Raw genomic sequence first — 16,966 nt, 5'->3', positions numbered from 1 at the left:
GTACGAATGGCCATACAGGGTATGACTTCGTTGCTGAATAGTCAGACGGCTTCAGGATCACATACCCGAAAGGGTTGGTTGTTGACTTCGGAAACTTCTCAACCAGCTGCGCCTGCAGCAGGAAGGGAAGGAAGAGTAAAAGGAAGAGTAGTCGTTTCATTGTATTGTATTTATGGAATTTCAAAAGAAACAGTGAAGTAATAGCCGATAGTTGCGCCAAATCCTTCGGTGCCGATTTCTACTGACATACCGATAATATCATTGGCCGAATCGGCCTGTACAATTGCGCCGCGCGTCGTTTTCCAACCACAATTGGCAATACCTGCGGCGTCCTGATTTTGCGTAAAAACAGCGGTAATACCAGGAGGTAAACTCATGCTCCATGTGCGTATGTCTCCGGTCGATCCTGAACTGAAGGCTGGATTAATATTTCCCCAAATCGTAACGGTCTTTTTTACCCGTTGCCATTTAATAGACGCACCAGGAGGAAGGGTAATTCCACTTACACCTGTACCAAGATTGGAGAAGGTTGGAGTGTAAGTACCTGCATCAAAATCTTTGTCAGCCCAAGCCGGCGCACCACTGACCAGTGTCATTACTTGGCCATCTGTGCCATTTGTAATAGCGCCACTTACACCTGTTGATGATGTAGTTGATAGACGAGTACCAGTGCCGGTAAGGCCTGAAAGAGTAAGGCCTGATGCAGTAATTGAGGTATTGGCACTATTATCGGCCAGCCTGGCTATTAAACCTGTTCCACTACGTTGCCATGCAGGAAAAGATGAAGTCGTTCCACCAAATTGAAGTAACCCAAAATCCGTAGCTGCTGCGTTGGTTAACCGGATATTTCCGTCAGCAGGCGAGGTCATTACACTGCGAGTTGACCATGTAATATTACTTGTACTGCCCGCAGTAATAGTCGAGCCGGTTAGACCTCCTGTTGCTGAAACACCGCCAGCAAATATTACTCCATCTCCCCTGATTGATGCGGCTTCAGAATATGAGCCTCCATTGATACTAATCTTAAACGCCAATGAAGAAGTTGGTGTAGCGCCTTGCGTGGCTTTGTTTGTTACCATCCAATCTACAGGTTGAGAAGTGCCGGCAGTAGTTCCCCAACCGTTACTCCTGAATACCAATGAAGGCCCGTATTGTTGTGCGCTGTTGGCCGCCGCTGTTGGTGTAGACAAAATGATACCAGCACTATTTGGCGTTGTACTCGTTGTGTAGGCGCCTAAAGAACCGGTTTGAATGTGCAGTTTAGAAGCCTGGGAATTTGTGCCTATCCCAAGTTGACCAGAGGTATAATTAAAATTTGCATTGTCCTCAGTTAATGCACCAGAGGCTCCAATCACCGGTACGCTTCCAGTTGTCAGCGATGTGGTAAGCGAGATATTAGGTGTAGTCGTTGGATTGGTGATAGTGAATGCAAACCCATTCGCGTCGGTCTTTCCCACTGTTGTTACTGTACCGCTACCGCCGCCACCACCAACCGAACCGCCAACAGTTACCCATGCACCACCATTATAGAATCTGAATGCTGAAGAATCAGTGTTGTATATCCAAAGGCCAGTCGCTGGAGATGAGATTGCGTTTTGCTGCGTAGTATTCATCCTGGGGAATAACACACCTTTCGTAGTACTGGTAATATCCAACAGTGCCGACGCTACCGGTGTATTAGTTCCGAGCCCCAGCCTAACATTAGCTGCATCCCAAAAGAAATTTGCATTATCCTGGGCGATGGTGGTTCCATTACTAAAAAGTACTGATCCGGCAGTGGTAGAAGGAATAGCTACGGGCCAGTTTGTATCAAAAATTTCACCGGTGGTTCTATCTCTAACTAATAATTTCTTTGTTGTATCCCGTACTGTGGAAGGAAGATTGTAAATATCCACTGGCTGATTGAATGCATTTACTGCAAATACGGCCGGAGTTGTGCCGAATCGGGTTGTTCCGGATAGCTCAAAGCCAGCGTAAAGATTTTGGCCAGCTTGCGCTGTTACCCGCGACCTTGTACCGTTGAAGTCATTTGCCGCTTGCCTAAGTACAAAAGCTGAAATAGTGTTATTTGTATTATCAGCTGTAAGAAAAGCCAGCTGCCTCACGTTATTATCATAGACATGGCCAACCATGGCAAATCCCACACTATCTCCGAATAAAGCCGGATTCAACTTAGGCCCTCCCCTATTCGTTTTCCATACAATAGATCCACCTCCGAAACTCGTTGTGCCAGATTCCATGACAATGGATGGATATGTGGGGCTTGTCAGAATTAATTTCGGCTGGGAAAAAGACCCTGTTGATACTCCACCCAACCGTTTCAAATCGCCAATGATTATGGGAATGTTGGTAGTATTACCTTGCGCCAGTACTGCATTGATGGAATTATCCCGTATCAATCCTGTACCCTGAATTTTCCCGCTATTAATAATCACATCTGAGATCAATCTATTGCCTTTTACATTCACGTGTGTACCATCAGCAGGCGTAATACAGTCGCTGCAGTATTTGAATGTAGAATCGAAATACTCATTTGGCCACGTGCGAACAATGTAATTATTGAACCAGTCTGCATTTACAGTTGATGGAGATACTTCTTTAAGGGAAAGGAGGTGAAAAACTTTCGCACCTGCGGCCTGTAATGCTGCTACATAATTGCCGTAGTTTGTTTTGATCGTGGCACTATCTGTTCCAGCCCTGATATCATTCACCCCAATGGAAAGTATAACTTGCTTTGGAAGAATGCTGATGGTTTCGTCAATCCTGGATTGCGCATCAGTTATTTTATCAGCACTTCCGGCCTGTATCACCGTTTTAGGAAACACATTCCTCAGCCGCACTCCCCACCTATCATAAGGACTATCAACAAAATAACCAGCTGCTTTACTGTCCCCGATTATCAACACATCTGGTCTTTTGATAACGTCTGATGTTATTTTAAGCTCAGCAATATCGAAAGTGCCACCATATGAATAAACTGCAAACCGGCCTGTATTGTGCGTGAAACTGGTTACACCAGACGCGAAGGAATAGCCGTACGCCAGCTTAGCACTGACAATATTTTGTGTGCGATTGATGGCCCAAAAATAAATGGTGTCTACAACCCGTTCCATGTGCAACTCAATATTGTCATACGCATTGAATGCGATAGCTGTTTCACTTGTCTTTACCAATGTACCCGTACCCGTATAAATGAAAAGTTTGCCAGCATCGGCACCGGTAGTAGCATCGAATTTTGACATTACATTAACTGCGCTACTGTTTGTACTTCTTATGCCTGGACCTGCTCCAAAGGATGTTGAAGTCTTTTCTGTTGGAATGTACAATACTGATACATGCCATTTCTCCAACAGAGTGGGCCTTGCATATTCCAGCGTTTGTCCAAATGTTCCGATTCCACCAGAGAAACTGATTTTTCCGCCTGTTGCTGAAGCCGTAGCGCCTCTGTTTACAAAATCATTCAGGTTAGCGAAATTATTTGACGAATAAATCACACCCAATACACTGTCCTTGAAACCTGCAACAGCTCTTTTACCCCATGCAGTAGAAGCCGCGCGATCAGAACTATCTGCATCTCCCATGGTTGTAATGGTCAATGTATCGCGGTATCGGCCGGATCCATCCACATCATGAAAGGCTGTCGGTGATGTGCCTGGTGTTTTTGTGAAGATTAAATTGCCATCGCTGTCACGAACGAAAATTTGCGATTGTTCAAAATTTATCGTGGCTCCTGTTGGGCCTTTTAAAATCTCGAAAGAACCTCCCGACGAGTTTAACATTCTAATTCGTGACAAACCATTACTGAAATTACTTCCGAAAATTTCAATTCCATGCTTAGTAATTGATGTTTCGGCTAATCCAGAAGGAGAGGTAAAAAATAAACGCTGCCCATTTAACGGTATCTCTGTATCGTACAGCAACTCTGCACCTGTTGTGCCTGATCCCAACTGCCTGCCCCATCGAATATCATTCCCTACTTTACTGGCTCCATTACTAGCGGTTATATTACTTCCCCCGATTATTTTTATAGTGTCCAATCCTATCTTAAAAGTAGAATCGCTTAATTGCGTAGCTCCTGAAACAGAGTACCACGACTTTAATTTTGGATCCCAGAGATACATTTTGTGTCCACATGAATCATACTGCAAAGCCATCATGTTCTGATCCGTAGACCGAAGATCCGCTGCGGTCAATGGCACTCCACAACCAGTAGGAAGGAAAGCAGCACTATCAAATCTCCCACGGTTCCAAATTAAGCCGTATGAATTATTGGGCTTGCTGTATATCTGACTCATGGCGGATTGCCCCACAAGCGTAAATACTAATATTTTTAGCATTAATTTCATAACGATAAAAGTATATCAGTTAAAAAATAATGACTTAGATGTGAGTTAGATTTTAGCAACGAATGAGAGCGTATACTCCAAAGTTGGCCTCCTTATTCTCTTTATTGCTATTAAACGTTGTCGTAACCGACAAATCGTTCGGACTGGCCGATCCCCGGCCAGTCCTGTCATTACCACCTCCACCAGTGTAGCTGTTGCCTTGCGGTATATTAATGGTTCCAGAAAACTGCCCCACTTGATCGGCCTCAAACGATCCAGCCAACCTGGTAGAGCCGTCGACTATCTTCAGGTTACCTACTGCATATATCATTGGCACACGGAAAGTGGTAGAACCGTCTCCGGTAGTGAATTTTCCGCGATTAATATAAACTGTTCTTCCGTTGATAACCTGAGTTGAATTCCAGCCTGAATCACTGATTAACATGGAAGGAGGCAGTTGTGAAACAAAGTCGTTCCAAAGCCTGGCATATGTTGTACGAGAGAGAATACCGCCATTGGCAAAGACGGAGTTCAGCTCTGTCATCACATAGCTGTACACTATTTCTCCTACCGTTTTGAAGTTTCCATCAGGGAAAGCAACATTCCACATGTCATACGCCTTAAATAGCCAGAACTGCTCACATTGCCCCATAGTCATTCTGCTGCGAATTCCATTGAAAAGAATTGAATCTGTATTGTCGACAACAACAGAGGCATTTACATGATCACCACCAGCTGAGATAAAGCCCACCAGCTGATTGTCGGCAACTGTTGAAAGAGGAGGAAGAGCAACAGTAAAGTAATCAACGCCATTTCCCTGGAGTAGACATACTTTCTTCATGTACGTGTTATCCAGGACAATATCGCTATCCAATATTGTTGACCCGGCAATCATATTCCCTCCTCCCCCAGATCCTGTACCGCTTGAACTTGAGGTGACGCGAGGCTGAAAATGGTGAACAAATCTCTCTTCCTCACCAACAACATCTTCGTCACGCAGCAAGCGCCAGCCATTGGCTGCAAGTGAATCGTCCGGAACGCCATCGAGCGTTAACTCATAATCCACCCCCTTCTCCAAGGTTCCCATTCCAACCCTCTCAAGATCGAAAGACCATCCAATGAGCGAATTATCATCGTACCCATTTTGACCACTCGGAAAATCAGGGCTTATATCTCCGGTTAAATACAGGTCATTCCTAACGACTGTAATACTTCCAAGAGAGGGCTGAAAAGAAAATCCGTTCAGAACTGTACCAACTGGCGAAGTGGTGGCAGACTCGAATAGTCGAAAGTTATACACGATACCTTCCAGGTTCATGAAGGTGATATTCTTCGTTCCTCCATATGGCTTTGGCAATGGGATAGAATCCACCAATACCGTTGGAGCGGAAGCGTCATAGACGGCTGCCACTAACCAGTTGGCGGGATTTGACGGTTGAGCAAGTATAGATACGTTCCAATTAAGGGCCATTGTTATTGATTTTGTTGTTCAACTTGAATTACATTGCTTACGCCACCATTATCGCCGAATGCGGCCGCATCGATATTGTAAACAATGGTTATGTTTTGATCGACTGTACCATCCGTAGAAAGTGTTATTCCGTCTCTGTTGTCAGAGAATCTTACATCAAGCGACCAGTATTCCTTCGGTTGCCCCGGGAAGTTAGTACGCTCGAACTTTGAATCGCCATTCCGCGTATAGGCTACCCCATCGAGCATTGTAGAGGTTAGCAGCATGATCCGACTGATCTTTCTGATCTTATAATCAGGTATGCCGCCATCATTGAATCCAACCTCGAAGGGGAAAGTATCATATGGAATGCCATTCAATAACTCGATATCAGCAGGCTGGTTTTCGTAGACGGCAAAGCGGGAACCTGGTTCATATCGACCGATTCTTCCATGTACTCGGAGCGAGGGCCGATAACCATTCGAGAAAATAAAAGCCTGCTTATTTACATTGTTGGAATACTCGATCAGAATAGTTTCTGGCCAATCTTCCTTCACGTACAGCGGCTCACTGACGAATTTTGTAATAGCTTCTCCGGTACCAGCGGTGACAACCAGATAGTAAGCTCCTTCATCCAAGGCCGTTAAAGGAATATTAACCTGGTATAGTGTATAAGGAGGCTTTACTGAATTGGAGTCAACGGGATCAAAAGGCAAAGTAGCGATCACCTTTGCATCACAGTCCATTATTTCAACCTGCACCGGGCCAAGTCCGTTAGTCTGCAGTTGTAATTTGATAACATCATTTTTCTGCCACGGATTAAAATAATCGCTATTAGCTATCCAGGATTTTATCCGGTTTTTAAACCAGTCCTGATCCATTGTCATAGTGTGGTACTGAACCGGATTCGTGAACCCCAATGGCACGAAGTGGACCGGATTCAAATGCGGTATAAAGGTTGAATATCCAGACATGTCGATATAATTGAGCCCGTCAACATTTAAATCAACCAGGTCAGCCAATTGCGTTCTGGGTGAACACAACAGCTTCCAAACCTGTGATTCGTTTAAGGCAGGTTTTTGTGAAACTTCCAGAGGGAATCCAAAGAACTCCTTCCCGTTGTATGTAAATCGGATGTGACCGTTTGCAGCTCCATTGAAAATGTCCGTAAAATTTAATGGCACTTTTGTTTTGAAAGAAAAAATGAATCCATAGAACAGGGGACTACCCATGGATGTAATAGGTATTGAAGCATTCTCCGTAATAGTTAAACCGTCTTTGGTAGTACTCAGCTCCTGATTTCGGTCGAGTGTCTGCCAGGTTAGAGAATCTGGTATGAGGTTCCAAATTGAACTTTTAAGAAAGTCGTAGTGGTTTTTGATTATCCTTGCCGGAGTAAGGTCCTCAATATTAAATGCGGTCTCTGGATTAATTATTCCACCTGCAGCATCATAGGTAACCCTCTTTAAGGGATAGACAAGAATTTGATCAGACTGAAGCGAAAAGTAAACAGAGGCCATATTAAACACACCAACTCCTGTTGTGTATCTCACCTCAATTTCGTCCCCCTCTCCCATTATAAAGCTGCCAACATTTACAGTCTCATTGAAAGAACCAGGTGTTTTGGTGAATGTGTAAATATTCACACCCCTCAGGTAAAAGAAAAAGGAGACATTCCCGACAGACACAGTTCCTTCAATATGCGCCACGTAGTTGAACTGAGGCATATTCAAGTTTCTCACCCAGTTGAACAAGGTGAAACTTCCATTATTGCTACAATAATCCCCAGTGATATCTGATAAGATCATTGGTTCATTGGCAACGCCTACTTTCAATGTAACACCAGTTGCAGCGGCCCTATACTCTGATGGAACGCCGGCTGTATGGTCGGTGTTGAGAATGAAAACAGAATTGTCTGAATTATTATGAGCGGTGGACTTCCCTCCCGAATTATATCGGGTGTATTCCACACCGTAGCTATCTGCCCTGTATTTAGAAACGACAGGTAAATCCTTGGTCAAAGATTTAACCGGCGCCGTGTACTTGGCCGTGGTGTTGAACTCAAACTTACCAGCTTTCTGATCATACTCTTGATTGGGATACCCGAATGAAGCAGTATTGAAGTAGAACTCCTCTGCAACACTTATATCGAATTCACTTACTTCCCCTATGTCCATAGTAACAACGGAGCTATTGAACACATACCCTTTCTTTTCAAAGAATAGTGTCTCAGGCTGATCAGCCAACTGCTGATTACTTAACGATGCCCCCAGCACTGCATTGAATGATTCAAAGAAGTCAGTCAATGATGTTTTAATAACGATCGGCCCTGGGTAAGCCGGATCGTTTCCCGCACGTAATGAATCACCTGAACAGACCACAAAGTTTTTGTGTTGCTGCAGCAGTTCACTACTTGCCTGATAATTAAAATTTAACCCCGCAGTGGATCCTGCTTCATTAATCTTTTCAACCAAAAGCCTGAATAGGTCGTATGCTGTTATTCCCCAGGTTTCAGTAGTCTTATAAATACTATCGAACTCTAAATCAAAACCTCCTTCAATTATTTCAATAGGGTTACTCTCGCTGTCATTAAAAAAGAACAAGAACAACCGCTCATCAGCCAGCAGGTTTAGTTCGTGATCAAATGTGTATTCCCTTACTCCTTCTACAGTAGACTGCATGTCCGTTGTTCGGAGATAATCAGGTGGTACTGGCACTGCTTCAAGTGCCAAACCAGTTGCACGATCAATCCCTCCGGCTCTTGCCTTGGAAAGATTGGTTGCTGTGTACATGTAGAATGTTACAGGACCACTCTGTGACTTCACCTTTATTCTACCCTTGATCCTTGGATTGATTAGGGAACCGGAAGCAAAACAATAATTTGGAGATCCGGGAAGGTAGTTGTTGATGTAATCAGGCGGAAGTTGCTCATAGTTTTGATCACCATGGATCACTCCGATATTATCTCCTTCATTTGTCGTGAACACCAGTGGCACGGGCGCTATACCTGGGTATACAGCCGTGAAGGGAATAAATTCATAGTGAAACGTATCTCTGAATTTCTGACCATCCAGCTTAACCTTTATGTTTTCCGGAATAGTACCATCGCAGGGAATCTGAAACGTGGTAGACTCAAATGCCTTAAATAGCTGTACCACTCCGCCCTCCATTACATTCACAGTAACTCCTTCAGCTACATCATCCTTGATTTTGGTGAGATCAACAACGCCTTTATAATACAGTTTGTAAATATCATCATCCGCATCCCATTTGAGTACTACCAAACCCAGAGGTTGCTCGATTCCTCTCTTTGTATAAAAGAGGGTACGGATTATCGTTGCCCCATCACCAGGGAATTTTAAGGGTACAGTGAATGCTCGGTTAAGCCCGAAGTATTTTCCGCTCCTTCCGAACGATACCCGGTTTTCGAGCCATCCTTCCGGAGAGTATACGAGATCAGTGTACAAGCCTGTTAGGACACGGCCACCTGCGTCCACATAATAACTGCGTCCCGTAACCCTATCAATCAGGTAAAACTTAAATATTTGTCTTCCGCCGAAACTCATTAGTCAAACACGTTTTTTTTAATGTGCGCCTTCCATCCTGACATGTCTTGTAGGATCACATTAGGCACCTTTGCTTTCTTCTGACCTCTGCCAAGTTCTCCAGCTAACCACACGATGGCGTCACGCACCTCCTCTATCTTTTTGTTATTGGTGTTGTCGCTGGTCATGGAGTAGGCCATTTGCTTCATGATCCTGGCGTTCATGGCATGATTGATTTCATCATGTGGGATGATCTTGGTGCCTTTTTCCAGCCACGTCAGGGTTGCTTTACTGGGAGTGAAACCAACTTTGCCTGAGGGAGTGATAAACATCTCAGCTCCTTCTTCACCCACGATGGCAGGTCCTTCAGGGGAAGAGTCTGTACCTTTGGCAAACTTTGGAAGAGGGGCAGCAATGGCGCGAGCAAGTTGTGCAGCGCCGGTAGCGCCAGCAGTTGCTGCCAATGCAAAACGAACCCATCCGGGCGTAATGGAGTGATCTGCAAGCGTCCTCATGACAGCCAATGCAGTAGTAGTAATGATATTGGATATATTCGTAGCCTTTTCAAATCTCGCTCGCTCTACCTCAATTCGCCTTTTCTTTCGCTCAATCTCTTCCTGCTGCATTTGAGACTTTGCGTTGAGTATTGCAATTTTTGCGGCTTTATCTTGTTCGCTAAGGGTTGATTTTTCTATTCTATCAAGCTCAACTGCCTTTAATTTTTCGTTGGCAGCCTGCAGTTCTTCAATTCTCGCAAGTTCTTTGTCGAAATTGATAGAGGATAAATCACTGATGGTACTAAGAACTCCACCAACTAATTGCCCATAATTTGAAACCTTCTCTGCCATCCGCTCCCATTTAGCAGAATCCAACTTCTCAATAGTCTGGTTACTTTCCTCATGCATTTGCTGAATGTGTTCTGCTAGCTCTCTCTCCGCCGCCGCTCGTTCAGCCGTCCCTTCCTTTGTTTTAAGCACTTGATCTACCAATCTTTTATTTTCTTCTTGGTAGGATTGCATTCTATATTTGCGCTCTATTCCCAGTTTGGCAAGTTCATAATCTGCAACACCCATTTTACCTCTCGCACGGATATCCTCAATCGCAGTCAATTCCATCGCAAGTCCACGTGCAATAATATCTAACCTGCGCTGATACGACCTCTGCAGGCTTTCCTCGGCCTTTTGCTCACCAGCTTTGTAGATATCCGTCTGGGTCTTTACATACTGTTCAGTTAGTTGATTTATAGAATCAGCATGTCTCTTTATGATAGCCTCCCTTTCTGACTGAAGAAGATTCTCCTGGGAGAGTTCATACTCACGCTGTGCGGCAATAAGTTCTCTACGTTTTTCATATGCAGCAAATGCAGCGTCCAGGCGCTTTTCATATCCATTCGTCTCCTGTTCTGCAATTAGATCGTTTGCCCGGGCCTGGGCCTCTATTTCGATTTTTATTATTTCAAATCGAGCCGCTTTTATCCGGTCACGCTCCTGTCGATTAAGCTCTTCAATTTTCCTTTGGCTATCTAATCGAGCCTGCTGTAAAGCAGCAGAACGCTGTGATTCAATTAACTTTATTTGTGAAGGCGTAAGGCCTTTTACCATCAATTGTTTATCTGCTTCTTTCTTAATCAGTGATTCCTGCACTTTTAAAAAATCATTCGCAGCTTTAACTCTATCAGAATAACTCTTTCTTTCATTACTGATAATCTCATTATAAATATTTGCCTTAACCTGCAGGTATTCTTTTGTAGAGTCGAGATCTTCCTGCCTTGCCTTAACAGACTCCTCCGTTGTGGCTTTTTGATCACCCAGAATTGAAACTCGTAATTGACTGTCTATCTCTTTCCTTTTGTCCTGTATTTCCTGATATTTTTTTACGAATTCATCCATCTTCTTAACGCGCTCTTTCTCATCATCAGTCATATCAGATTCGCTCTTTTTTAAGATGGACCTCAATTCCATCTTTTGCTGAGCTACTTGTTGTTTATAGGCCCTTTCAATTTCAAAAAGTTCATCGGACTGAATACGCTGGAGTCTTATTTGTTCTTTCCTGACTTCAGCTTCACTTTTAAAATCTGCCTGTAATTGTGCAACTCGTTCGTTGCTGGCGCGCTTCAATTCCTTTACCAGATCATCTGATACAGAGAGGCTATTATCCAGGCTGGCATTAAGCTGATCTATGCTGACTTTAGTATTGTTCGCCTCTGCTGCGAACGATTTAAATCCCAGAACAAGAAGGGCGAGGATACCGACTATTGCCAACATAGGTCCTCCGGCAGCCGACATTACAAGGTTGAGGGCTTTCTGTGCTGCAACCGCAGCCCATTTCACTACTATACTTCTGCTTTCTGCTGCGGTCTGTAGATTGGTTTGAATAGTTGCTATTTTTTGCAGGCCGACATTTAAGGCAGTTCGTAAAGCACCCTCTTTCTTTATTACATTATTTAACGCCTCAAGGCCGTTGAGAATCGCAATTACAGCCTGCAGTTTCACCATAGTTTTTTCCAGCGCTTCACTTTGTTTACCAAAGAGCGCCGACGCACCTTCGGCAATTCCATATATTGAAGCTAATGTTTGAGCAGCTTGAATACCGGCTTCAAGCACTAACTCCCCGCTTCCACGCGTAGCCATTTCCTTTTTAAATGATGAAAGCTCACTTTTGGCTTTCGCTATTTCAGCGAATAGTTGTTCATACATCACTGTGTTTTCCTTCCCTTCGTTCTTAAGCTTCATCAAAGCTTTTTCATTTGCGGCTAACTCTTCGTTGAGAGATGCGAAACCGTTGGCCTGACTATCTACCAACTTTTGCAGCAGGTCATGTTCCTTTACTAAGGCCTGTAAGACATCTTGATTAGCATCTCCGGCACTATTCATGTCTTGAATCTTATTCGCAACATCGCCTAGTTCTTTCTTTAAAATACCGAGCGCATTGGTATAATTACCAACGTTTCTCCCAAAACGCCCGGTGCTTTCTTCCAACTTCTTTATTTCGTTGGTCAGCACTTGAATATTACGCAACATTCCCGCGCCGATTTCCGAATTTCTGTCTACATCGGCCAGGGCGTCCCATGCTTGCAGGGCCTGGCTCAATTGCCCCCTCATTTGATTTAAAGACCCCTCAGCATTCAACCCCTCTTTTGTCAAATTCTTTAAAGACCTGTTCAATTCACCATTTGCAAACTTCACAGAGCCAATTTCCTTTTCCACCTTAGACATCGAATCTGTGTAATCTTCCAAAGAAATTCGACCTTCATCATACGACTTCTTCAGTTCTGCTTTTTTTTCATTCATCGAACTAAGCCACATGTTGTTCTTGGTCAACTGACGGATCAGTTGATCATATGAACCTGATAGCACTTTATTTTCGCGAATTTGTTCAGCCTGAGCAGCCAACGTCATTTTGGTCACGGCAATCAATTTCTCATCTGCCTTTACCACATCAACGATGTTTTCCGCCAGAACATGAACCGTCTTTGCGGACTTCTCGCTTTCAGTTCTTAATTCCTTTATTGGGATTGATGGATTTTTCAGCGCTTCTCCGTTACCGGCTGACTTTATAGCAAAGCCAAGACTTTCCAGCATTTTTATAAGCTGGTCATACTCTGCTTTAACTGCAGGTATATCTATTATACTATCAATCCGGTCTTCGCCTGGCATGATTATTTTTATTCGCTTTTGATAATGCGGCGATGTGTCTTTGGTAATCCTTTACCATCGCCACGAACCTGGCCACAGTTGTTTCTGCTTCTTTTATTGAATACTTCACATGCTTCTCGATCTGTACAATAAAATCTTGAAATACTTCTCGCGTAACTTTTTCGGAAGCCCCAGTCAAGCTTTGATGCATCTGAAGCAGCCTCTTCTGTTCTGACTCCAACTCCACCTCCCAGCGTTTTATCCGTCCCACTGCCCGTTTCCACCATGATTCTTGGGCGGCTGCACCCTCTGGGTACCTGGAATCCACAACTCCCAGTTTAATTAGCTCCGTTTCAAACTGTTCAGACCAGATAAATGTCAGGTATGTTTTTATTGCATGCGCCTTTGCGATTCTGAGTTCCAGGACTCTGACTTTCCTTTCAATCATTACCATAGCCTGCTCACTTTCGGAAATCAGGACATCTGAGTAATCCAGGTATATCGACTTCCACGCTTCCTGTAAAACACTTTCAGGAACAGAGCCAGTAATAACCAAAGGCGCAACAACACCTTCGCACAAACATTCTATGAAAACATGTAGCGGGCAATCATGAGTGCTCTGATACCACTTCCCTGAATGGAATTCGCTCTGATTGCAGGTACTGGACTGTTCCGAACTTCCACTCATTACCTTCTTTATAAATGGCCACTTCCACTTTATTTTGCTTTGCATAGACTTTAGCTTGATCGACTACATTTTGTTTATCTCTGCTTTCCTGGTTATAGGTAGATCCGCATGTTTCGCAATAGGCCATGGTCATGATTTTAGGATTCTTCGCAAATTGCTCATGAGCTCTTTCCTCAATGAAGCGTTGATATATTCTTCTCTTTTCTCGGCATTCAGGCCGTAAATGATCTCACCTGACTTTCGCTCGATATCTCTGGCACCAGGGAAATCTGAATTGAACTCGATCTTATCTCCATTCACAGTAATCTTTATCGTTCCGTGGTACATGCCGTTGATATAGTAGTTTGGAGTACCTGGTGTTCTTTTAGGATTTGGAGTGATCTCGTCTTTCCAGTCCGAATACCGTTGCGCCGATTCCCGGCTCTTGAAATAAGGATCATCCAGGTATGATGGTGTAATGTCTTCACCGGTCCTGGTCTTACCCTCCATCATCTGCTCCAGGTTGAGCTCCAACATTTCCTCCTTCGTATTATTTACAGATTCTGAGGTCACCATTTCCACGTTAACCCGTCTGTACTTTTCAAGGAGTGCTTTTGCTGTCACCATAGTTTAAGAAAAACGGCGAGATCATGAATCCCGCCGTTTTTTATTTTCGGGACCGTTGCCCGTGATTAAGGTGTATATTTTGTGAAGCAGCTTTTTCTTATCCACTGCCTTCAACCTGGTGTAGTGATTGTTGTGCATTTGGTGATTTACAAATTCCTGCCGGGTCATCTGCTTCACCAAATCTTCGTTGAAACCAACACCGTCGTAAATGAGCGTACCCATTACGGCGCAGTGTTGCTGGCGACATCTACAGTATTGCTCTCGAAGCCTTCCAGGCCATTTGCCGCAAGCACTGTCGGAGCAGCCAGGGCAAATGTGATTTGATCGGGCGTATCCGGATAATCCGGATCAGCAGTACTCAGTGCCACCACGAAATAGCCGGCAGGATTGTAAGTGGAAGACGCGACTGTGATCGCGCCGCCCGTGGTTTTATTTTTGGGCGCCCAGTTTGCGATTGTTTCCAGTTCCGCCTCAAACCTCTGGCCCATATCCTCGCCACCGTCTTTGATATTGACCGCGATGTTGTAGGATCCTGAAGTAACGTTTGCTGACGGGCTTGACAATACCACATCCTTCAGGCCGGTCACGGTAGATTGGACATCGAAGTCCGCCTTCACATATCCAACTAGCTCGTTGATGTACTTCGGCAAGAAGCAGAACTGCAGGGAGTACTCGGCCACCTTGCTGCCATCGTTTGCTTTCCAGGGGTGAGCCCAGAAGAAACCACCATCAGAAGGGATTGCTTTGAGAGCGTCATTCTCCTCGTCACTCACGCCGATGATGAAATTCTGACTGTCTACGAAAAGGAAATCAAAGGCGGTTGACGATGCATTGAACAAACGGAGCTTTTTCAGCAGGTCAATACCGCCGGCAATGAACTGGAAGGTCCAGTCTAAGGTTCCTTCGCGTACAGGCGCCTTTTGTCCTGTTGAAAACGTTTGAACGGTAAGCGCCTCACTGTTATCAGCCAAGGGCCTGAAGTCGTAGACCGGATAGATCCTCGAAGCTTTACTCGCGGCCTGGGAGGCATTGATGAGCGCCGTCTTAAAGGCCGCAAGCGAAGCCGTAGTAAGGGAGAAGCCCTTAGGGGTCAGGATCGCGCCCACGATATTCTTAAAGTTCACCGCACAGGCACCAATACCTGTATTGGCATTGACGTTTAAGCAACTGAACTGGTTAAGTGCTGACATTTTCTATTAAGATTTTGAGTGTTAACAATCATTGATATTGTAAAGAAGATCAAAGCCGATGCTGAATACATGTAATGGATGAAGGTCTCGGAATGTGATCTGGTCCCTCTTCAGGTAGCCGTCGAAATTGGCAAAGACATTTTTGAACCCTGTGACAAACGATTTCATTGTGAAATTGAACCTTGGTAAAGCACACAACTGTTCTACGTCTCTTCTGATTTCTTCATCTCCACGATGTAGGATATTGGGTTTTAACAGCGGGACGTTCACGATGAATATCAGGTTTACCGTAGCTACAGATGATCCCTTATCATACTTTGTTGTAGTAGCCACATCGAAAAAGCTGACAACCCTATGAAGTGAATCATCAAACCAAGCTTCCTTGTAAACGGTATTGTTTTCCTGGTCGGATCTCACGAAAACTTCAGGTATATACCCGGCGTCTGTCATGTTCCTGTAGCACCTTCCGAAGCTGTCATAATCTGAATCAGAAACTCCCCACAATGATTTCAATTGACCATATAGGAACTCCTGAAACCCTTGTATCGGCTTATCTATGCCGACTGGTGTATTTTTCAGATTGAGCATTATTCGCCCCCTCCTTCGCCTCCCTCTGCGCCTTCAGTTTCAGAAGTATCTTTGCGCTTGCCTCCTGCACGTTTTGTCTTGGGCTCAGGGTCGGACTTTTTGGATCCGAACTCATAATTGAGAACTTCATCGGAAGAAAGTGTTTCTACGATCTCAGTATCGGGCGTATGCACGGACTTGTTTTTGAAGAACACCTTCTCCCCTACCACTTTTGCTTTCACTTTCTCAACTTTCAGGCGGCCATAGAGTTTACCATGGTGAGCGCTAGCCTTATCGTCCAGCTTGTGAGCAGAGAGATAGTGATCACCTTTAGCGGTGAAGTGAAGTTCCTCGATATGAGGAAACTGCACCAGCGTGTCCTTCAATGCCTGGAGATCTTGTTCAGACTTCTTATGAATGCCCATATAAAAATTTTGAATTGAATGATGAATTGAAAAGAACGATTCGATTATTGAACAACACGGGAGGCCTCTACCCACTTACTTCCTGAAAAGACCAACCCAATTACAGCAAAACCTCCGGAGGATAACGTGGCGGTCCCTGCAGTTTGCCAGGCGGTTCCTTTGAACGTCACCTTTGTACCGCTGGCACCTGATGCGATGATTTGAATCTGATCACCAGCATATGATTTGGTGGAGCTGGATACAAACATGCCCAGAGAATCAGTGAGGGTCAGGCGTAAAATGGTCTTGTACGCATTAGGTACAATCTTCAGCGTATCATTACCAGTTGCGTCGGTTTTTCCTACCCACTTATAATTGAGAGCGCGGCCGGTATTATCCTGGTTGGGAGTAGTACCGAAACGAGGAGTTGTGCTCTGTGCGTTAACACTGAAGCATACAACTACCGCGAAAATGAAACTTGCGATAAACTTTTTCATTGATGAATGTTGAATGAGGTTATGAAAAGGCCCGGAGTGAACCGGGCTCTATTATTTCA

At 44.4% G+C, this 16,966-nt stretch carries 10 protein-coding genes; all 10 read right to left on the bottom strand.

The genetic code is table 11. The features are described from left to right. Positions 1-170 precede the first annotated feature (170 nt). Positions 171-4,346, bottom strand: a complete 4,176-nt coding sequence (locus ACTHMC_RS01580) for a GDSL-type esterase/lipase family protein (RefSeq protein WP_440410253.1) — start codon at positions 4,344-4,346, stop codon at positions 171-173. 52 nt (positions 4,347-4,398) lie between these two features. Next, the gene (locus ACTHMC_RS01575) at positions 4,399-5,796 is read right to left on the bottom strand and encodes a hypothetical protein (RefSeq protein WP_440410251.1); all 1,398 of its coding nucleotides are present in this window, start codon (positions 5,794-5,796) and stop codon (positions 4,399-4,401) included. Positions 5,797-5,798: 2 nt separating this feature from the next. Then, positions 5,799-9,341, bottom strand: coding sequence for a hypothetical protein (locus tag ACTHMC_RS01570; protein WP_440410249.1), 3,543 nt, complete (start codon positions 9,339-9,341; stop codon positions 5,799-5,801). After that, positions 9,341-12,976, bottom strand: a complete 3,636-nt coding sequence (locus tag ACTHMC_RS01565) for a hypothetical protein (RefSeq protein WP_440410247.1) — start codon at positions 12,974-12,976, stop codon at positions 9,341-9,343. Before ACTHMC_RS01565 ends, ACTHMC_RS01570 begins: the two co-directional genes overlap by 1 nt. After that, positions 12,954-13,688, bottom strand: coding sequence for a hypothetical protein (locus ACTHMC_RS01560; RefSeq protein ID WP_440410245.1), 735 nt, complete (start codon positions 13,686-13,688; stop codon positions 12,954-12,956). The genes ACTHMC_RS01565 and ACTHMC_RS01560 overlap by 23 nt, the downstream gene beginning before the upstream one ends. An 84-nt stretch (positions 13,689-13,772) precedes the next feature. Next, positions 13,773-14,249 carry a hypothetical protein gene (locus ACTHMC_RS01555; protein WP_440410243.1) on the bottom strand — a complete coding sequence of 159 codons (477 nt, stop codon included), beginning with the start codon at positions 14,247-14,249 and terminating at the stop codon, positions 13,773-13,775. Between the two features lie 221 nt (positions 14,250-14,470). Then, complete coding sequence (locus ACTHMC_RS01550; RefSeq protein WP_440410242.1) at positions 14,471-15,439, bottom strand: hypothetical protein; 969 nt, start codon at positions 15,437-15,439, stop codon at positions 14,471-14,473. A gap of 21 nt (positions 15,440-15,460) precedes the next feature. Next, complete coding sequence (locus tag ACTHMC_RS01545; RefSeq protein WP_440410240.1) at positions 15,461-15,856, bottom strand: hypothetical protein; 396 nt, start codon at positions 15,854-15,856, stop codon at positions 15,461-15,463. 170 nt (positions 15,857-16,026) lie between these two features. Beyond that, positions 16,027-16,431 (bottom strand): hypothetical protein, encoded by a 405-nt coding sequence (locus ACTHMC_RS01540; protein WP_440410238.1) that lies wholly within the window; start codon positions 16,429-16,431, stop codon positions 16,027-16,029. A 44-nt stretch (positions 16,432-16,475) separates the two neighbouring features. After that, complete coding sequence (locus ACTHMC_RS01535; RefSeq protein WP_440410237.1) at positions 16,476-16,907, bottom strand: hypothetical protein; 432 nt, start codon at positions 16,905-16,907, stop codon at positions 16,476-16,478. Between the last annotated feature and the right edge of the window lie 59 nt (positions 16,908-16,966).

Origin of the sequence: Pseudobacter sp., from assembly GCF_051955275.1 — a bacterium.
Classification (GTDB): Bacteria; Bacteroidota; Bacteroidia; order Chitinophagales; family Chitinophagaceae; genus Pseudobacter.
The sequence above is the reverse complement of the archived record's forward strand: the minus strand, read 5'-3'. Positions and strand labels throughout refer to the sequence as shown.